A 15,023-nucleotide genomic window follows, 5' to 3' on the forward strand; every position below is an offset into this window, starting at 1 on the left:
GTAGATTGGCGACTTTTGATTTCGTTAGTGTTGTTGATCAGGCTGACGCACCAGTTCGTCGTAAATCGCATCATCTAAGACAACGTCAATTTCGCCAATGTACTCAGTTGGGTCTTGGCGGACAAAATTACGCTTGAACTTATACAAGCCATCAGTATTATCGGCATGATCGATGCCGCCGATGTCGTAACGCTTTAAGCCAGCATCAAGCGCCCATTGTACCATGTGGACACGGGTGGCGTAATGGGCGTTGGTCAAATCGTGGTCGATTGAACCAGCGTACATATCCCAGATTTTATCGCCCATCTTGAAGCCAATTGTTGTCGCTAACAACACATCATCCTTCTTAGCTCGGTAAATCCGCATAATATCCGTACCGGCATACGTCTGCATCATGCGTTCAAAGTAGTCTTTTGGTCGGTGGGTGATGCCATGCCGATTTGACATGATGACGTAGGTTTCAAAGAAGTCGTCTAGGAATGACTGATCTAGTCCGTAGTCAACGACGACACCTTCACGTTCAGGCTTGCGCAATTTGTTCTTGGTTTTAGAAGGGACCATATCATAGAGCGACGTCGCGTCTGGGTAGTTGGCAAAATCAATCACCATATTTAGACGTGGTTGAATGGTTGCGTGCATCCCTTGGTCTGCCACATTACGACCACGGACTTCATAACCATGGGCCTGCAAATCCGCTTCAAATTGCGCATCGTAGCGTACTTCAGGATCCAAACGGAGCAAATAGGCATCGTCGCCCAACGCTTGCTTTGCGGTCGCAATGAGTTGATCAAAAGTGGTGAGGTCGGACATGTCCATGACAGGTCCCTTTGACGCGTACGCAAATTTTTTGCCACTCGGTGTCATCGTCAGTAACATGGATAGGGCAGCCGTGATGTTTCCAGCGGTATCCTCTAAATAAACATAGCAGGGTTCCCAATTGTTTTTGACCTTCGCCCAGCCTAAATCTTGACTGATTTGGGCATTGGGTGATTGGCGGATAAACGCATTATATTTAGCGACAGCAACGTCGTCATTTAAATTTAGTACAGGCATCTTTTTTCTCCTCTAAAACATGAAGCATTAAACTAATTAACTCTAGTCTATACTTTTGGGGTTAACTGTGCCTTATCTGTGAATTAAAAATAGCTTTAATTTTTGGGAATGCTAATAAAATTCATATCGTAAAATCAGCATATGGTATAATTATTTCATTAGTGATAAGCGTGGGGACTTATACAAAGGAGAATTTTGAAACATGACTTGGCAAGATAATTACCAAATTTGGGCAGATCGCACTGATTTGCCAGCAAACTTGCAAGCTGATATGCAACAACTTGCAACTGATGACAAGGCGGCTGAAGACGCTTTTTACCAACCACTTTCATTCGGAACGGCTGGTATGCGTGGTATCCTGGGTGCTGGAATTAACCGAATGAACATCTTTACGGTGCGTCAAGCAACTGAGGGATTGGCCCGCTTGATGGATTCATTGGATGATGCAGTTAAGGGACGTGGTGTTGCGATTTCTTACGATTCACGTCACTTCTCACCAGAATTTGCAATTGAATCTGCTAAGGTTTTGGGGGCTCACGGTATTAAGGCGTACGTCTTCGAGACGTTGCGTCCAACACCTGAATTGTCATTTACGGTACGCCACTTGAATGCGTATGCCGGTATTATGATTACGGCGTCACACAACCCAAAGGATTACAACGGCTACAAGATTTATGGTGAAGATGGTGGGCAAATGCCACCAAAGGAATCAGACATCATCACGGCTTCAATTCGTGAAGCTAACATGTTCGAAGTGCCAGTTAAGGATGAAGCTGAACTAGTGGCTGCTGGTTTGTTGGTCAAGATTGGCAAGGAAGTCGATGACGCTTACTTGGCTGAAGTCAAGACGGTGACGGTTAACCAAGAATTAATCGATACGGTCGGTAAGGACATGAAGTTGGTGTACTCACCATTGCACGGAACGGGTGCGTTGATTGCGGGACAAGCTTTGCAAAATGCGGGCTTTGAAAACGTGACCATTGTGCCTGAACAAGCAGAGCCAAACGGTGATTTCCCAACAGTTAAGTTGCCAAATCCTGAAGATCCCGAAGCACTGGCAATGGGAATTTCTTTGGCTAAGGAACAAGGCGCTGATGTCGTTATCGCAGTTGACCCAGACGCTGACCGAATGGGGACGGCGGTACGCCAACCATCAGGCGAGTACCAATTGTTGACGGGTAACCAAATTGGGGCTGTGCTATTGAACTACTTGTTGACGGCCAAGAAGGCTGCCGGTACTTTGCCTGCCAACGGGGCATTGGTTAAGTCAATCGTTTCTTCAGAATTCGCAGCAGATATTGCTAAGAACTTTGGGGTTGAAACAATTAACGTGTTGACTGGTTTCAAGTACATTGCCGAGCAAATTCAACACTTCGAAGACACGAACGAGCACACGTTCTTGTTTGGTTTTGAAGAGTCATACGGTTACTTGGTGAAGTCGTTTGCACGTGACAAGGATTCAGTCCAAGCAACGGTTTTGTTGGCCGAAGTGGCGGCTTACTACAAGTCATTGGGTAAGACGTTGTACGATGGTTTGCAAGAGTTGTTCGAACAATACGGTTATTTCGTTGAAAACACGAAGTCATTGACGTTTGCAGGGGTTGACGGGGCTGAAAAGATTGCCGCTTTGATGAACAAGTTCCGTGCCGAAACACCCGCTGAATTTGGTGGTGTTCAGGTTGCCAAGGTTGAAGACTTCTCATTGCAAACTGAGACGGACACAACAACCGGGGCTGTTACACCAATGACATTGCCAAAGGCCAATGTAGTGAAGTACTGGTTGGCTGACGGTTCATGGGTTGCTGTTCGTCCTTCAGGAACTGAGCCAAAGATTAAGTTCTATGTCGGCACAAAGGGTGCTACGGCTCAAGCTGCTGCTGATGAATTGGCTGCAATTCAAGCAACAATTGCCACTTATGTAGACTAATAATAACAATTGACCGCTACAACTTGTTTGGTTGTGGCGGTCTTTTTTAAACGAACTGTTTTTTCCACATGATATGATAACCATATAAATCAAGAGATGAGGTGATGCCTAATGGCAATGAAAGCAGCTAAAAAGCTAGCCGACGGCATGCGGGGCGGTAAAAAGATGATTTTTACCGAACAAGCATTCGACGACTATCAATACTTTTTGACACAAGATCCAAAGACGATTAAAAAAATTAACAAACTATTGAAAGAAGTCTTTCGCACACCCTTTGAAGGGACTGGAAAGCCTGAATTACAAGCTGGCTTGGATGGCGGCTGGTCCCGCCGAATCGATAGTGCGAATCGTATGATTTATTTCCCAGAAGGTAATGGGGATGTCACGATTGCCCAGCTTCGTTATCACTATATGAAAAGCATGACGTCGTGAGGGCAGGCTAATGGATCAATTAATTGAACGACTTGAAAAAATTGCCCAAACGATGGTTGATGACGGGCGTTTGTTTGGGGCAACAGTTGGGGTGGTTAACTTCAAAGGCCAAAAAGAAATCGCGTCAGTCGGTAAAGTTGGCACCGGTCAATTTGCAGATGAGTTATTGTCGGTTAACCACATCTATGACTTGGCGAGTTTGACGAAGTTATATACGACCATGCGTTTCATCCAACTCTTCAAAGCAGGCCAAGTGACGCCGAATACAACTGTCAAAAGCATTCTACCGAATTATGGTAATGACCGTGTTACGGTCGGCCAGTTACTCTTGCATAATGCCGGCCTGCCAAGTAGTGTGCGACAAGTACCAGCATTAACGAAATCGATGTTGGAAACAGACATCATGGCTGGTGAGTTAATAAATGAGCCTGGCCGGGTAACAAAATACTCAGATGTTGGGTTCATGTTACTCGGCAAAGTGTTAACTGCTGTGACTGGGTTGCCACTGGTGACGGATATGACGGCTAATTTACTGACACCCAAAAAATTAACGGCGAGTGGGTATCGTGTCCCGGGCATTGGCGGCTTGCAGGCACCAACGTCCCGCTTTGTGCCAACAGAAGACGTGCCGGTTCGTGGCGGCATCCTACAGGGACAAGTTGATGATTTCAAAGCATACCTCCTGGGTGGTGCGGCTGGCCATGCGGGGATGTTTGCGACCGCATCTGATGCATTGTCATTTGTACACGAGTGGTTGATGCCAGATGACGATTTACCGGCAAACATGGCCGGTTATTTGGCAGCCAATCAGGCTGGCATTCGAACGTTTGGTTGGCATTTTTGGACCTATGGTGGTGAAGATAACCCAGTCGTCGTGACCGATTGGCTGTACCAAACGGGCTTCACAGGAACAATTATGGCGATTAATTATCGGACGATGCAGGGGCTTGTCGTTTTGACAAATCGGGTCCACCCATCACGTGATAACACATCTTGGTTAAAAGATCGTTATGAATTCACACAGGCATTTTTTGATCAAGTGTAATTTTGTCACGACAAAGTTGAATTTCTGGTAAAATGAAAGTAGTACAAAATAGACCACTAGGGGGATAAAACATGACGATTTTAATTATAATTGCAGTCGTTGTTGTCATTGGATTGATTTGGATGTCAATCTACAACGGTTTGGTACGTTCACGTATGCAAACTCAGGAATCTTGGAGCCAAATTGATGTGCAATTGAAGCGTCGAAATGACTTGATTCCTAACTTGCTGGAAACAGTTAAGGGGTATGCCAAGTTTGAGCAAGGCACACTAGAAAAAGTGGTGTCATTGCGAAACGCATTGACGCAAGTCCCAGCCGGTGACCACCAACAAGCAATGGAAATTTCTGACCAATTGACAACGAGTTTGAAGTCAGTATTTGCGGTTGCTGAGGCGTACCCTGATTTGAAGGCATCAGCGCAATACAACAAGTTGATGGATGAGTTGACGAACACGGAAAATAAAATTGCGTACTCACGTCAATTGTTCAACACGACGACGGCAAACTACAACACGAAGTTGCAATCGTTCCCATCAAACATTGTGGCTAAGATGCATCACTTCCAACCAAGTGAATTCTTGCAAACGCCGGAAGAAGAGAAGGCAGTTGTTAAGGTATCATTTGACGATCAAGGATTATAAACGGAGAACAGTGACCTATGCTATTTGAACAAATTGCCAAAAATAAGCGCAAAACGATTTTGCTCTTCTTTGGTTTCTTTCTGTTCATGGGCGTGGTTGGGGCAGCGTTAGGAACCTATATGTTTGGACGCTGGATGCCGGGTGTCGTGATTGCGTTAGTCGCAGGAATTGTGTATGCCGTCTTTATGTTTGGCCAATCAACTGATGTCGTGATGTCGATGAATCACGCGACAGAGGTGACGTCAGCAGATCAGGCGCCTGACTTGTGGCATATCGTGGAAGACATGGCGATGGTCGCACAAGTGCCGATGCCACGTGTCTTCATTATTGACGATCCCAGTCCCAATGCATTTGCAACCGGAAACGATCCGCAACACGCAGCCGTGGCAGCGACAACTGGCATTCTGCAACGCTTGAATCGTGAAGAACTTGAAGGCGTTATGGCCCACGAAATGACGCACGTGCGTAACTATGATATTCGCATTCAAACGATTGCTGTGGCGATGACCTCAGCGATCGCGTTGTTGGCGAATTTAGGCACGCACTTTTGGTACTTTGGTGGTGGTAACCGTGATCGGGATCGCGAAGGTGGTGGTAGTAATATCATCGGTATCGTCGTGTCGCTCTTGGTATTGCTATTAGCGCCAATGGCGGCAACCTTGGTTCAGTTGGCTATCTCACGAAATCGTGAATACCTGGCTGATGCAGGGGCCGTCGAATTGACCCGTAACCCACAAGGCCTGATTAATGCGTTGACGAAAATCTCGCAGAGTGAACCTATGTCAGAACAGAATGTTTCACCAGAGAGCGCAGCCTTATACATCGCGAACCCATTGAAGGGCGATAAGTTAGCAGGTTTATTTGCGACTCACCCACCGATGGATAAGCGAATTGAAGCATTGCGTAATTTGTAATGATATTAAAAATCCCACTCTTGATGCAGTTTGCATTAGGAGTGGGATTTTTTTATGCACGTGGAGTTTGGTTGTTGGTAATTCGTTCAATCTGGTTACCGGTAACTTGTTCGAATTTTTGGATAGTTAACGTGTGTACTTGATTGTACAACATCGTAATTTGTGGAATTGTTGGAATCTCCTGCCAGACAAACCCAGGCCGTGATTGATCAGCGGTCAGGGCAAAATCAGCGATATATAAATCACTTTGCGCCGTATAGTGGTTAGTGACTAAACTATTTGCACCAAAGATATCTGCTAAGAGACGTTTCGTGTACCGGGCTAGTGAGGCACGTGCTGGCAAATCAACGGTCACTGTTAGTAGCGGGAAGATTTGCTCACGCGGTAAGCGGTCGATGAACGTATTCAGATATTCCGTGAACAATGTTTTGTATACCGTTTCGAAGGAGAGCTTAAAACGGGTTGCAATCCGTCGTAATACGTGCAGTGTGTAAGCGGTATGTAGCGGATAAAATTGGTAGGCATTCAAAATGTTTGGGTGACTATCAATTGGGTGTTGATTGAAATGAAGTAAGCGCAGATGCAACGGGTATAAATCTTGGCCAATCGTGGCTAGTACCGTGGTTTCTAAACCCTCTTGTGGTTTGAAAAAACTCAGGTAACTTGATTGTATAATGTCAGTAAACACAGCCAATGTCGCTAATGTTTCTGTCGTCGCGCTATCAGCTGGCGTTGCCTCAGGAATAAATCCCATGGCTACCAAAGTTGTCATCGCGTAACGGATTTCGATGTCTAACGTATCGGCAGATAGACCGGTTTGCTTACACAGTAAATCAGTTAAAGCAGCGGTGTACTGTCGAACTGGACCAGTCAACGTTGCCGTTGGTCGAAACAAGGGATCCGTAACCGCGGCGTGTAATTGATGACCCTGAGCAATCCGAAAATGCCAAATCCCAAATTGATAATAGAAGGCTAGTTTAGCCGATTCGGGTAAGGGTTGTGGCAGAGTAGCTAAAAAGGTTTCAAAGATTGCTTTGAGTGGCGGACGGTCGGCAGCCGGGAAAGGTTCTTCTTGTGCCGCATAGTAGTGGTAGACGATTTGGAACCCAAGTTGACGAACGCCACGTTCGTTGCCAACTAATTTCAAATCATCACTAATACTAATATCGAATTGGGCTAAGTTTTTAGCCAGATAGAGTTTGATTTCGCGTGCCGTGGAAATGCTGGTATTATGTCGTTCAGCAAAATCTTCCAAACTTGTTAGGCGTTCAAAAAACAAATCGTTAAGGAACAAATTCCGCAAAGATTGGTGGAGATAGTGGAGACGTAGTGCATGCTCAGCGGTTTCCAAGGCGGCATTAATTGAAAATACTTTTTTATGCTCGTCATATGCAATCAGCGTTGGTGCGTCAGGTTGTAAGGCCTGTAAATCGCGCACTAAGTCAATGCCGTTACTTTGGACTAAGTAGCGCGACCAGCCCAATTCTTTTACAACTTGTTTAACGGCAACTGTGTCTGTATTCTGTTGTAGCAAATAGGTGTTTAACCAAAGTTTTTCACGTTCTTTTTTCTGTAGCATCCAGTCCATATTGATACCTGCTATATTGTTTTAATCATTAAGTTAATTATCGCAAGTCTCGTTTCTGAATACGAATTGTCTTTTTTTAGTTTTCATGAAATTTTCTAAATGCGGATTCTCACGGGGATTTCATTAAGTGAGTGTTCTGGTTATGCTATAATGTAAGTACATTTGGTCGTCGAAAAGGCCAACTAAAGGAGATTATGATGAAGAAAAAAGCGCCAGTGGTGAAGAACCAAGAATTTGACGCAACGGTCATCGACTTAACGTACGAAGGAAACGGAGTCGTTAAGGTTGATGATTTTCCAATCTTCGTAGCAAACGCTGTTCCGGGTGAAGAAATTCGGGTCGGTATTACGAAGGTTGCAGGAACGTATGCATTTGGTCGCGTTATTAAGACGTTGAAGGAATCTGCTGATCGTAATAAGGAAGTTGATGTTGCGACATTGACAACTGGAATTGCGCCTTTGGCTCACTTGAACTATGACGCCCAATTGCGTTTCAAGCAAAACCAAATCCAAGAATTGTTTAAGAAGCAACACGTTGATGTTGAAGTTTCTGAGACGCTTGGTATGGAAAACCCAACAGGATATCGTAATAAGGCACAAATTCCAACGCGTGAATTGCGTGGTGAATTGACGACAGGTTTCTTCCGTCGTGGTTCACACAACTTGATGCCAATTGAAGATTTCTATATTCAAGACCCTGAAATTGACAAGGCAATTGTGGTTATTCGTGATATCTTGCGTAAGTACCACATTCCTGCTTATAACGAATTTGAACACACTGGTGTTATCCGTAACATCATGGTTCGTCGCGGTTACTACAGCCACGAAATGATGGTTGTTTTGGTCACGCGTTCAAAGAAGGTGCCCGGGGCTGAAATGATTGTCGCGGATATTCGCGAGGCGTTGCCAGAAGTAAAGTCAATCATTCAAAACGTGAACCAAGAGAAGACGAATGTCATCTTGGGTGAAAAGAATAACACGCTTTGGGGTAAGGATGTGATTACCGACACGTTGTTCGGCAAGAAGTTCGTCATCGGACCAAACTCATTCTACCAAGTTAACCCACAAACGACGGAAACGCTGTACCAATTGGCTGCTGATAAGGCCGGCTTGACTGGTGATGAAGAAGTTATTGACGCCTACTCAGGTATCGGAACAATTTCATTGACCATCGCTGATCGTGTTAAGTCTGTCTTGGGTGTCGAAGTTGTACCTGGTGCCGTAGATGATGCCAAGCGTAACGCCGACATTAACGGGGTTAACAATGCTAAGTTTGAACTTGGTAAGGCTGAAGAGAAGATGGTTGAATGGCATGAAGCTGGTATGCGACCAGACGTCATCTTCGTTGATCCGCCACGTAAGGGCTTGACGCCAGAATTGATTGATGCTGCAACTGGTATGGAACCAGAAAAGTTCGTGTACATTAGTTGCAACCCAGCAACTTTGGCACGTGACACGGTTCAAATTTTGGAGAACGGTTACCACATTCAAGGGCCAGTTCAACCAATTGACCAATTCCCACAGACGACACACATTGAATCTGTCACTGTGTTCGTTAAGGACTAATTTTAAAAACTAAAAACTATCGATAACCCAATTAAGCTCATTAGTCATTTCAAATGATTGATGAGCTTTTTTGGCTTTTGATGGTACAATAGCATTATTGAAAGCGCTTTAAAGTGGGATATAGATTAACTAAGGAGTGAATGATGACGTTAAAGTTAGGAATTATTGGCACAAATTGGATTACGAAAATGTTGGTAGAAGCGGCGCATGAATCGCAAGCATACCAATTAACAGCGGTTTACTCACGACGGGCCGAGACTGGTGAGGCGTTTGCCAAAGACTTTGGGGAAGTTACGGTTTATACCGATTTAGCTGCCTTTTATGAGAGTGGCATTGAAGTTGTTTATATTGCATCACCAAATAGCTTGCATTATGAGCAAACCCTGCAGGCGATTGCACATGATCTCCATGTGATTGTTGAAAAGTCAGCCTTTTCAAATACGAAGGAATATGAAGCTGTTTACTCTGCCTTGCGTGAGCACCCCAATGTCCGCTTATTTGAAGCAGCTCGTCACGTGCATCAAGCTAATTTTAAAGCGATTGAAGCGAAAGTGGCGGAGATGGCGCATATTTCCGGGGCAACGTTAGTGTATGAAAAGTATTCGTCACGCTTTGACGATTATTTGGCAGGCAAAGAGCCCAATGTCTTAACCCGCGAGTTCAGTGCCGGTGCATTGACCGATTTAGGGGTTTATCCATTGTATGCAGCGATTAAGCTGTTTGGGATGCCCAAAGAAAGTCACTACTTTGCAACACCACTACGTAATGGGGCAGATGGCCGCGGAATTGCCATTTTGCGCTATGCTGACTTTGATGTGACGATCCAATTTGGTAAGGGAGCCAACAGTTATTTGCATTCGGAAATTTTGGGGATGCGTGACACGATTGTGATTGATTCAATCGCTGAATTGGGCGAAGTCATTTATAAAGATGGTGCTGGTAACGACACTGAAATCAGCACACCAGCACCTGCAAATCCAATGGTGCCAGAGATGCAAGTATTCGCCGCGATTATTAATGACCCAGTTGGTCAAGATGCGACATATCGCGAATTGCTGACGTTGAGTCAACGCGTGAATATTGTGTTAACCAATTTGCGTCAAGATGCTGGCATTGTTTTCCCAGCAGATAAGTAATCTTTGCAAGCACGCTTCATAATCTGTTCGTGAACAGTTATGAAGCGTGCTTTTCTGTTACAATGAAAGGAACGAAAAGTAAACGAAATGACATGAGGAAAAAGAATGGATACTCGTTTTGAAGAACGTTTGGCATCAGTAGGCTTTACAACCCTAACGCCAATCCAAGAGGCCGTGGCTGAACCACTGGCGAATGGTGAATCAATCGACGCATTGGCTCCAACAGGAACTGGTAAGACTTTGGCCTTTACATGGCCCTTGTTACCAACTTTAGTGCCAGGGGATGGTGAGCAACTCCTTATTTTGGCACCATCACAAGAGTTAGCCATGCAAACGACACGGGTGGTCCGTGAGTGGGCGACGCTATTAGACTTAAAGGTGTTGGCCTTGACGGGTGGCGCTAATGTTAAGCGCCAATTGGATGCATTGAAAAAGCATCCTGAAGTGATTGTTGGGACACCTGGGCGTGTGGCTGAGCTTGTGGATAATGGTAAGTTAAAGTTGCGTCGTTTGCGCACCTTGCTATTGGACGAAGCGGATGAACTCTTGACCGAAGATACGGCTAAGCAAATTGATGCCGTTTGGGATACCGTCGATGATCAAGAGGTGCAGGTGGCACTATTTGGTGCTACGGAAGTCGATCAAACGATTGCGGCTGGTCTATTTGACCGTGAATTTAACCGCATTGACCAACGGAACGTGCCAATCCCAACTGCGATTGCACATGAGTTCTGGCCAACAGCCCGTGAGCAACGCAATAAGCGGTTGCGTCAGTTAGCTGCCCGCAAGAATTTCCAAGCCATCGTATTCTTTAACACAACGAAGCAATTGAAGATTACAGCTAGTTTCCTAGCCCACGAGCACGTCGCAATGGCAACCCTAGTTCGTGGTGATTCTAGCTCAACGCGTGCGAAGTCATTGGAAAACTTCCGCAAGGGGACAGCAAAATTCTTGCTGACGACTGATGTGGCAGCCCGTGGCTTGGACATTCCCGATTTGCCCGCAATCATTAACTTTGATTTGCCACGCACTGGTGAGACGTATACGCACCGTGCTGGACGTACTGGACGTATGGGTAAGCATGGCTTGGTGATTTCATTTGGAAATGACCACGATTTACGTGATTTGCGTCGCTTGGTCGCAGTTGATATCCAACTTGTGACGGGAGTTGAACAAGCGGCTAAACCCAAGTCATTTTCTGGCTCAACTGGCGCACCAACACCAGCCCCGGCAGAAGCGGCTGGTCAACAACCAGCTTCTGCCAAGCCAAAGCAGCCAGCAAAGCCTCGTCTAGGCAAGAAAGCGCCTAAGAAGCAAGCCACCGAAGAAGTTGTGTCGCGAACGGACCGCTTTGCAAAGGAGAAAAAGGCGAAGCGTAAGCACAGCAAAAACAAGGGTAAGCCAAAGCGTTAATGAAAAAAATATTGGCTAAAACACGTCTGAAAAACGGCGATGTTTAGGCGTTGGGACCACTTTTCCGGACGAGTGGTCCTTTTATTTTGTGAAAAACAATTGTTATTTAGTTCACATAAGGGCGGTTATATGTTACTATTAATAAGGATAGAGAGTTCACAAGTGAGAATTTATTTGTGAAATAACTTAGAGATAAAAAATAAAGAATAATGAGGACGGCTGACATGGCAGAACATGACATCCCACGCGCAACCGCAAAGCGATTGCCAATTTATTACCGTTATTTGAAGCTTTTGCTGGATGCGGGCACAACACGTGTTTCATCAAATGAGCTTTCTGATGCAGTAAAGTTTGACGCTGCGACAATTCGTCGTGATTTTTCATACTTCGGTGCTTTGGGAAAGCGCGGATACGGGTATGACGTTAAGGCGTTGATGACTTTCTTTGGTGAAATTTTGAATCAAGATACTTTGGCTTCAGTTGCCCTAGTTGGAGTTGGAAATCTTGGTCAAGCTTTGTTGAACTTTAACTTCCACCAAAGTTCTAATGCGCGAATTTCGGCAGCCTTTGATATCAACGAAGATATCGTGAACACGATTCAAGCTGGTGTGCCAGTTTACAGTCTTGATGATTTGGAAAAGCAGATTTCAGATCAACGGATTGATGTGGCTATTTTGACGGTTCCAGCGCCAGTTGCCCAAGATTTGGCTAACCGTTTGGCAAAGGCTGGGGTGCACGGAATTTTGAATTTCACACCACTACGTTTGGACGTGCCAAGTGACGTTCGCGTGCAAAATGTTGACTTGACGAACGAGTTACAAACATTGCTTTACTTCATCAACAATTTTGGTGGGGCTGAAGCCTAAATGATACGTGAAACACTTTGTTTACCGGTATGCACTGGTGAGCAAAGTGTTTTTCTTTCGCCACCAAAAAAACGAGCAAGTTGTTCAGAACGAGAATGATAATTTCACGAAAAGTGTCCTATGATTGGGACATGGGCGACCTGTTTAATCACAAAAATGTTTGATACACTGCTAATAATGACTATAAAAAAGAAGTAGTGGCGTAATGAATAAGCATAGTGAACGTCTGTTAGAGGCGATGCGGCATATGAAGCAGAACCGCCGGATACATACGAAAGACATTGATCAACACGTGATGAGTAAGTCGGCCTATTATCGGGTGATGAAAGGGGAGACTCCGCTGAATTTACAATTAGCAATTCGGCTAATTCGGTTTATGGGTGGCCGTCCCGTTAATTTAATTGCCTACGCTGAAGATGGCGAATTATCGGCCTATGGTCGTTTTTTGATGAAATTTGGGCGCGCCATGCGGATGGGCGATTTCACACTTGCCAAACAAATCATTACCGATTTAGAGGCGCAAGTTGAGGAGTATCATCTGTTGGCCGACCGGGAAGTGTTGCTGATTGCCGAATATGCGTTAGCACTGGTGTTTGACGATGAGGAACAAAAAGCACTGTTGAAACAGGAAATGCGCCGGTTAGTGGCCAAAACAGACCTATGGACAGCGATAGAAGTCACCTTATACTTCATCTCATTATCATCAGATGCACCAATTGAATCAGTGCTCGCCGAGTTTCAAAAATACGTCATTGATAAACAGCAATTTCGCGAGCGTTTTCCCGCTGTAGAAGTGACGACGATTTGGTCTGATAATATCTTGATGATGGCTGAGACGGTGTTGACTTGAAAAAACTACGATGACTATGTAAAATTTGTGGCGTTTATTAATGAGCTATCCCCTGCAGCGTATATTTTGGAGCATGCCCCATACCGGCGGGCTTTAGCTGATATTGAGCGGGCGTGGCGTGAACATAATCCACAAATTTTGTTAGATGCCGAGCAAAAAATTAGTCGATTTATGAAGGCGATTCATGACAATGCTGAGCAAGCCGGGGAAGTAACCCAAACGTTTGTTATTTTGTTCCGAATTGCCTGGGGGGTTATAGAGACAAATGACTGATCATGTAGGCCAAGTAATTAACGATATTCGCAAAGCTAAAAACATACCATTAACACAATTGTTAACGTACTCTGGTTTGAACCGGGCGACGTATTATCGCTTTGTCAAAGGAGATGCGGATATTGAAATCACCGATTTTTATCATTTAGTCTATGGATTAGGGCTGACTGAAACAGAATTGGCAGAATTGATTATTCCAGAAGATACAACGTTCAGACTACTAGCTGAACGCATTAAACAATTGTCGGTTACAGACTATGACGGCGGTGCGGTTATTCAGGCTGAAATTCAACAATTGCAAGAGCAAACCGGCTACCGTCACTATGGCTGGCTAACCTGGATGCTCTATTTCCGGCAAAACACAGATCGTGACGATGAAAAGCAACGCCAAGCCACGGTGGTATTCACAGAATTATTGGCGTTACCTTTTTGGACACGTTATGAATTGGAATTAACCCAATGTGCGTTACCATACTTGTCACCAGAAATAACCGTGCCTGTACTTGAAAAAATCGTTAAAATTAATGTGCGTAGTCGTTTTTTCTCAACCAGACATCATGAATTAAAGATTAATGGTTTAATCTTTAATCTATTACAGCGAGTTGCGAGTGGACACGATTCACGACTGTTTGTCAGCGCTTTACGATCGATTGTGCAACGGTTTACCTTTGCGACAAATTATTCGGCATTGATCTACATCAAGTTTATTCAGCTGTTGCTAACCCGCTATGATGGTGCGTGTGATGATTCGGCGTACACAACCGCGGTGGCTGAATTGTTGGCGGATATAGACTATTTTTATGCGGACGGTGAAATCAAGACGTTCCAGTCGCAGTTTGCATGGTTTGAAAAAATGACATTTGCAAAGGACTAAAGGTGCAATGTTTGTCAATTGTCTTATGAATTTGGACACGTCTGCGTCTTATTTTGATGGTTTCAAATGGTTATAATGGGAAAAGAAAGGTGGGGGGATAATGACAGAAAAAAAGAAACGGCGCGTGGGGGCCTGGCTACGAGCGGTCATATTTGTTGTGCTGCTACTTATTTCTTTGCTGTTGATTTTTCATAATCAGATTGCAAATGTCGCGTTAAAGACGTACGAACCAGAGGTGACGAAGACGTCCATTAAGAAGGGGGCGGCTGAAAAGAAAACGGCTAACTATGATTGGCAAAAGGTTGGGTCATTAACGGCGCAACAGGTACTGGCTGCCCGAGTGAACGCGGGAAAGATTAATTTTATTGGGTTTGTCGCGATTCCTGAGATTGGTCTATCGGTGCCAATTTCAAATGGGACAACTGATTTAAATCTATCATTAGGGG

General features: G+C 44.8%; 14 protein-coding genes and 1 pseudogene. 13 read left to right on the forward strand and 2 right to left on the reverse strand.

Annotated features, from left to right (window positions below):
• Positions 1-24 precede the first annotated feature (24 nt).
• A complete protein-coding gene (locus WEIDD23_RS09495) occupies positions 25-1,053 on the reverse strand; it encodes a UDP-N-acetylmuramoylpentapeptide-lysine N(6)-alanyltransferase (RefSeq protein ID WP_010374155.1) in 1,029 nt (342 codons plus the stop codon).
• Positions 1,054-1,255: 202 nt separating this feature from the next.
• Between WEIDD23_RS09495 and WEIDD23_RS09500 the strand changes: the two genes are divergently transcribed.
• The 5 genes from WEIDD23_RS09500 to htpX all read left to right on the forward strand — a co-directional run bounded on the left by WEIDD23_RS09500 (position 1,256) and on the right by htpX (position 6,012).
• Positions 1,256-2,980: a phospho-sugar mutase gene (locus WEIDD23_RS09500; RefSeq protein WP_010374153.1), complete on the forward strand. Its 1,725-nt coding sequence runs from the start codon at positions 1,256-1,258 to the stop codon at positions 2,978-2,980.
• 111 nt (positions 2,981-3,091) lie between these two features.
• Positions 3,092-3,412, forward strand: coding sequence for a Txe/YoeB family addiction module toxin (locus WEIDD23_RS09505; protein ID WP_010374151.1), 321 nt, complete (start codon positions 3,092-3,094; stop codon positions 3,410-3,412).
• A gap of 10 nt (positions 3,413-3,422) precedes the next feature.
• Complete coding sequence (locus WEIDD23_RS09510) at positions 3,423-4,457, forward strand: serine hydrolase domain-containing protein (RefSeq protein WP_010374150.1); 1,035 nt, start codon at positions 3,423-3,425, stop codon at positions 4,455-4,457.
• A 71-nt stretch (positions 4,458-4,528) separates the two neighbouring features.
• A complete protein-coding gene (locus tag WEIDD23_RS09515) occupies positions 4,529-5,098 on the forward strand; it encodes a LemA family protein (RefSeq protein ID WP_010374148.1) in 570 nt (189 codons plus the stop codon).
• A 17-nt stretch (positions 5,099-5,115) separates the two neighbouring features.
• Entirely contained in the window at positions 5,116-6,012 is an 897-nt protein-coding gene (gene htpX / locus WEIDD23_RS09520) for a zinc metalloprotease HtpX (protein WP_010374146.1), read from the forward strand.
• A 52-nt stretch (positions 6,013-6,064) separates the two neighbouring features.
• Here htpX and WEIDD23_RS09525 read toward each other — a convergent pair whose 3' ends face one another.
• Positions 6,065-7,600 (reverse strand): helix-turn-helix domain-containing protein, encoded by a 1,536-nt coding sequence (locus tag WEIDD23_RS09525; RefSeq protein WP_010374144.1) that lies wholly within the window; start codon positions 7,598-7,600, stop codon positions 6,065-6,067.
• A gap of 197 nt (positions 7,601-7,797) precedes the next feature.
• Between WEIDD23_RS09525 and rlmD the strand changes: the two genes are divergently transcribed.
• The 8 genes and pseudogenes from rlmD to WEIDD23_RS14875 all read left to right on the forward strand — a co-directional run.
• A complete protein-coding gene (gene rlmD, locus WEIDD23_RS09530) occupies positions 7,798-9,165 on the forward strand; it encodes a 23S rRNA (uracil(1939)-C(5))-methyltransferase RlmD (protein ID WP_010374143.1) in 1,368 nt (455 codons plus the stop codon).
• Between the two features lie 143 nt (positions 9,166-9,308).
• Positions 9,309-10,301, forward strand: a complete 993-nt coding sequence (locus WEIDD23_RS09535) for a Gfo/Idh/MocA family protein (protein ID WP_029237507.1) — start codon at positions 9,309-9,311, stop codon at positions 10,299-10,301.
• A 105-nt stretch (positions 10,302-10,406) separates the two neighbouring features.
• Positions 10,407-11,714, forward strand: a complete 1,308-nt coding sequence (locus tag WEIDD23_RS09540) for a DEAD/DEAH box helicase (RefSeq protein WP_010374139.1) — start codon at positions 10,407-10,409, stop codon at positions 11,712-11,714.
• Between the two features lie 224 nt (positions 11,715-11,938).
• Positions 11,939-12,580: a redox-sensing transcriptional repressor Rex gene (locus WEIDD23_RS09545; RefSeq protein ID WP_010374137.1), complete on the forward strand. Its 642-nt coding sequence runs from the start codon at positions 11,939-11,941 to the stop codon at positions 12,578-12,580.
• 205 nt (positions 12,581-12,785) lie between these two features.
• Positions 12,786-13,430 (forward strand): hypothetical protein, encoded by a 645-nt coding sequence (locus tag WEIDD23_RS09550; protein ID WP_156469622.1) that lies wholly within the window; start codon positions 12,786-12,788, stop codon positions 13,428-13,430.
• 27 nt (positions 13,431-13,457) lie between these two features.
• Positions 13,458-13,703: a hypothetical protein gene (locus tag WEIDD23_RS09555; protein ID WP_062358936.1), complete on the forward strand. Its 246-nt coding sequence runs from the start codon at positions 13,458-13,460 to the stop codon at positions 13,701-13,703.
• Positions 13,696-14,577, forward strand: coding sequence for a transcriptional regulator (locus tag WEIDD23_RS09560; RefSeq protein WP_010374133.1), 882 nt, complete (start codon positions 13,696-13,698; stop codon positions 14,575-14,577). The genes WEIDD23_RS09555 and WEIDD23_RS09560 overlap by 8 nt, the downstream gene beginning before the upstream one ends.
• Before the next feature lie 100 nt (positions 14,578-14,677).
• Positions 14,678-15,023 (forward strand): annotated as a pseudogene (locus tag WEIDD23_RS14875) (class A sortase); the annotation flags it as partial.

This window comes from Weissella sp. DD23 (genome assembly GCF_001579105.1).
Lineage (GTDB): Bacteria > Bacillota > Bacilli > Lactobacillales > Lactobacillaceae > Weissella > Weissella cibaria.